At 49.3% G+C, this 4,836-nt stretch carries 6 protein-coding genes; 1 reads left to right on the top strand and 5 read right to left on the bottom strand.

Annotated elements, in window-relative coordinates; translation table 11 throughout:
* Positions 1-747 (top strand): glutathione synthase (gshB, locus tag NZ772_13960; protein ID MCS6814654.1); only part of this gene is annotated, 747 nt, incomplete at its 5' end.
* A gap of 53 nt (positions 748-800) precedes the next feature.
* On the opposite strand, the gene NZ772_13955 is transcribed toward gshB, so the two are convergent.
* The 5 genes from NZ772_13955 to NZ772_13935 are packed head-to-tail and all read right to left on the bottom strand — an operon-like array spanning position 801 to position 4,385.
* Positions 801-2,039, bottom strand: coding sequence for a murein transglycosylase A (locus NZ772_13955; GenBank protein ID MCS6814653.1), 1,239 nt, complete (start codon positions 2,037-2,039; stop codon positions 801-803).
* Positions 2,040-2,084: 45 nt separating this feature from the next.
* The gene (locus tag NZ772_13950; GenBank protein MCS6814652.1) at positions 2,085-2,342 is read right to left on the bottom strand and encodes a hypothetical protein; all 258 of its coding nucleotides are present in this window, start codon (positions 2,340-2,342) and stop codon (positions 2,085-2,087) included.
* Positions 2,343-2,400: 58 nt separating this feature from the next.
* Complete coding sequence (locus NZ772_13945; protein MCS6814651.1) at positions 2,401-2,961, bottom strand: HD domain-containing protein; 561 nt, start codon at positions 2,959-2,961, stop codon at positions 2,401-2,403.
* Between the two features lie 29 nt (positions 2,962-2,990).
* On the bottom strand, positions 2,991-3,404 hold the full coding sequence (locus tag NZ772_13940) for a hypothetical protein (protein ID MCS6814650.1): 414 nt from the start codon (positions 3,402-3,404) through the stop codon (positions 2,991-2,993).
* A 3-nt stretch (positions 3,405-3,407) separates the two neighbouring features.
* Positions 3,408-4,385, bottom strand: coding sequence for an Hpt domain-containing protein (locus NZ772_13935; GenBank protein MCS6814649.1), 978 nt, complete (start codon positions 4,383-4,385; stop codon positions 3,408-3,410).
* Between the last annotated feature and the right edge of the window lie 451 nt (positions 4,386-4,836).

Here is a 4,836-nt window from a genome sequence, read left to right as displayed (position 1 = left end):
GGAGAACCCCAGATGATGAGCTTGCAGGTGATGGACGGGGTGTTTATGCGTACAGACCCACCTGTGACAGTGCCCTATCTCTATGCAACCTACATTCTGGACTACATCGATCCCACTAAAACATGGGTAATCAATTCTCCCCGTGGGATCCGTGCTGCTAACGAAAAAATGTACGCTTTGCAATTTACAGAAGTCATTCCAGAAACCATTGTGACGGCTGATAAACAGGTTATCCGTGCCTTTGTAGAAGAAAAGGGCACAGCAGTACTCAAGCCACTAGGTGGCAAGGCAGGCGAGGGGATTCTATTCTTGCAGGCGGGCGATCGTAACCTTAACTCTTTAGTGGAAATTAGCACGCAGCAAGGCAAGGTACCCGTGATGGTGCAAGTTTATCTGCCAGCCGCGAAGGAGGGTGACAAACGAATTATTTTGCTGAATGGGGAGCCGATCGGCGCTGTGAATCGTATTCCCACAGGTAGCGAGTTTCGAGGCAACATGGCTGTAGGAGGTCGCGCTGCCCGGACAGACATCAGCGATCGAGAACGAGATATTTGCGCTCAGCTTGCCCCTGTCCTACGCCGCGATGGTCTAGTCTTCGTCGGTATCGATGTCATCGGTGGTTACTTGACAGAAGTAAATGTTACCAGCCCCACTGGGGTACGGGAAATTGACCTCCTGAACGGTACGCAGCTAGGCCACCAAGTCATTGACTGGCTTAGTCACCATCCCCCATCTGCTGACACCTAAAGGCCGAAATAAATTGGTTGAGAATTTTTCCGGCTGACTCGACCTGTTGGTTACTATTCCTTCAGTAGTAGGTAGTATAAGCTACCAGGAGAGTTGATCACACCAGCTCGATCGCCTGCCTGCTTGCCAGTGCCCATGAAAATATCAACCCGACCAGCCCCACGAATAGCGCTACCAGTATCTTGGTCTAGCACGTAGCGACTTACCCAGGGTTGTTGAGAGGGTGCTGTGATGCTAGTAGTAGGCAAGCGGGTGTGGATGAGGGCCAAGGCACCTGGTGGCATTAGGGACTTGTCAGTGGCGATCGAGCGCTCAGCAGTCACAGGCACACTCAAACTTCCCGTTGGTTCTTGTCCGTCTGTCTCGCGAAAGAAAATAAAGCTGCGATTGCGGGGTAAGTAGCGATTCAACTCCTCTGGATGTTGTTGAAAATAGGCTACCAGTGTCTGCAAGGTTAGATCCTCAAGGCGCAACTTGCCATCCTTTACTAGTTCCCGACCAATACTTGTGTAGGGGTGTTCTGTACGACCAGCATAGCCTACGGTCATCACCCTGCCATCGGGCAACCGCAACCGAGCCGACCCTTGAACATGCACAAGAAACGCTTCCAAGCGATCGCGCAACCACACAAGCTGCAACCCCCGGAGCCGCCCGCGATCGCCCTGTAGACCATCAATCCCCTCTAGCTGGGCACGGGTAGGGTGGGGTTTTGTCCATGTATCTAAGTCTGGCGGCCTGCGATAGAGCGGATAGCGAAACTCAGCCGTAGGCTGGCGACTCGCTAAATACACTGGCTCAAAGTACCCTGTGAACATAACTGTGCCTTGACCATCCTTGCCCACAGACTGGTACACGGCAAACTCCTGCCGCACAGCAGCAGCTAACTCTTGGGCAGAGCGACTGGTCTGCACGAGCTGCTGAAATCGCTCTAAGCTCCGTTGTACCCGCTCTCGACTAATCCCCGGTACTGGATAGGAGCGGTAGGCAGCGATCGCCGCTGGTGTTTGCAGGTATCTCAAGCTGTGGTCAATCGCCCGTAACAGAGCAGCACGATCGTGCCTGGAGGGCTGCCACAATTGCTCGTCTTGGGCAATCGAAGCCGGAAACTGTTCCATCGACAGCAGACGCAGAGGCAGTGCAGGGGTCGATGGAGCTACAGGTGAGGGAATCGAGGCTGGCGATGCTGAATTAGTCGTGGAATCTGAATTAGCTGTAGACGTGAAAACACGACCTAGGGCTAACGATAGGGTGATAATAACTACCAGCACACCATGGTTAAGAAGCCATTGCATCACTTAGCGCCACCGCTGACTATTCTAGAACAGAGTACTCGCAGACTACTCGCTGTAGCGATCGATGCTAGAGCTAAAGACTGGCTCAACCCGAATGGCTAGAATCTTGGCTGGACGCGCAACCATGTATTCACCTTGAATGTTCTTGATTGGAACCGTGATGAAATCCATAGATGTAGACTTAGGCACAACCTCACCGCTATACCACTTTTGAAATTCTTGAATGTTAGGGAACCGTATCTCTTCACGGTGCCCACCCTCAAATAGCAGGTGAACAGAAAACTCACTGGGGGTTCTGGGCATAGCTAAACCTCGTCAACTGCAATTCCTCATTATGACTGACGATGCTCACAATGAACTGCTAGATTTGCAGCGATCGTGAACTCAAGGCGATCCCGGCTTGATAGGCTTGATCAAACAGAGATTCTAGGCCCGGATGGGTACCTCGTAGGCGATCAACTACCTGTTTAGCCCACTCAAAATATTCGTAGCGACGCTCGTCTGACCATTCAAGCGGAGGAGATGTTGTTAAGTCTCGTATATTACAAATCTTATCTGCCAATTTCACTAACTTGGCACGATCGCTCAAGTAGGGTGCGTGATCTATCTGATACTGTTTACGCACTTGCTTTGGCAGTGATTTATCGTCGGTCACCTCACCCACCAATCGACAAATGTCTGCCCCAAACTCCTGCTCTAACTCGGCAAAGCTGGTTTGGGTATCCTCCACGGTGTCATGGAGCAAGGCTGCCACCAACACAGCCGGATCCTGCACACCAGCTTCATGCCACAGCAAGTGCACGAGAGCTATGGGATGGTTGATATACGGAGCCGCTTCAGATCCTTTGCGGCGCTGATCTCGATGTTTCAGAGCAGCAAACTGTAGAGCTTTAAAAACCAGCCCAATACTATCTGGGGTCATAGGCCAAGGTAACTAGTAGAGTGTAGATCCTAATCTTTAGACAAGGACTTAATCGGTTTGAATGGCTTGACACGACGTTGAAGTTTCTGAAAGTAATCATCTTCAGTAATCTCTGCCACTGGACGCGCTCCCTTTAAGGTGTCAACTTGTAAGGATAGGTTACTGATGTGCAAGTGTAATTCAGCCGTGTAGCTGAGGAATTCAGCGATCGCATCTGATCCATAACCACCCAGTACCCAGCCTAGCTCTTGGTCACCAGCTATGATTTTGTAGCACCCTAGTTCAGCTTCTAATGCTGCCGATAGGTGACGGCCAGAATATTCAGCTAACACCGCTCCATCGGCACTGTGAATAGTAACAGGTGACCCGATCGCAGCTACCAATGATGACAGGGGTAATGATGCAGCCTTTGTAACCAGCCAGTGCAGATCAACCTGAGCCATAGACTATGCTTGCTGTTTTACAACTGCAACTAACAGCTTAGCTAATTCAGTAAGTTGTTGACGATTGAAAGACTTAACCAGCACCTTAGCCGCTGCCCTAGGTTCCAATGGTACCTGCACAGTCGCTGTAGCAGATGCCGTTGGGGCTGAGGTAGTGTTAGCTTCTACTTTGGAAGCACCAGCCCTTGGGGTACTAGCTAATTTCTGCAAGGCTTGGCTAGCAGTTAACTCTGCTTTCCTGCCAGCCTGTAGCAGCTCAGCAGCTTGCTTCAGGTCTTTGATAACAACAGGTGCCAAGACCTGATAAGAGTTGGCCGGGTTAGTCAAGGCAGCAGTAGCAGTTTGCACAATTGCTTGCCACGCACTCTCGCTTGCAGCAAGTTGACTCAGCTGACTACAAGCATGTTGTAGCTTCTGCCGATTTCCAGCATTATCGGGTTCCTTAAAGATCGCCAGCATTTGTCGGAGCACCCCCATGACACGAGGCATAAAATCAGCAGCCAGAGCAGATGCTTCTTCAGCTACTTCCCTACCTGTCAACTGCTGTAAATATCGCTCTAACTCTGAAAAAGTTGGCTCCGAAGCCTTAACAATCTCATTAGCCTTTTCTGCTTGCAGTCCATAGGGAGCTTGGAGTTCCTCTGTCAGGGTTTTAAGGGTATCAAAGCTACTCAAGAAAAGACTTACAAGGCGTTCATCAACGGGCACAGGCTGCTCTTTTAGAACTTTTAAGCAATCTTCTAGATGATGGGCTGTCTTTTGAATGCTGCTAAACCCCAGCATAGCGGCACCACCCTTAACCGAGTGGGCAGCACGAAACATCTCGTTAATGCTCTCTGGATCCTCAATAGATTTGGAAAGATTCAGGAGACCATCTTCCAGCGTATTGAGATGCTCGTTTGCTTCTTCAATAAAATAGCCAATAATCTGTTGTTGCTTATCTGCTTGCACGATCGTGCTCCTAAATTCGACAACTTCCAACCGTTGAACTCAGCTTTAGATCATGGATTTTTAAGTTGATCTCTCAACACGGCAGTTATGCCGTCAATAACCCACATGCCTTCAAGTGCTGTCAATGTAATGCTATAAAGTATTGCTACAGACACTATCATTCCCAAACTGATACCAAGTGTACCGCCATTTTATGTGGTCATCATTGCTGAACGATGACAATCTGGCAACCCCTTACAATCTGACGGTTCCACAGTGGTTCTCTATGGCTCTCTGTAGCAACCTCCACACAATAGCTTCCATACAACAACCCCCATACAATCACAATCTAAAACAATCACAACCTAAAGTAGTGTTCTTGCCCCTCCAGTGTATTTAGTTTTAACTGAAGACTAGTAGAATCTGTCAGCAGTGAATTTGAATTCAATGTTTTGCAAGAATTAAGGCTTGATCCATGCTCATGATAAGCAATTTCAATCAG

It is taken from the genome of Cyanobacteriota bacterium (genome assembly GCA_025054735.1).
Taxonomy (GTDB): Bacteria; Cyanobacteriota; Cyanobacteriia; order SKYG9; family SKYG9; genus SKYG9.
Note: the sequence above shows the minus strand (reverse complement) of the source record. Positions and strands in the feature narration are given on the sequence as shown.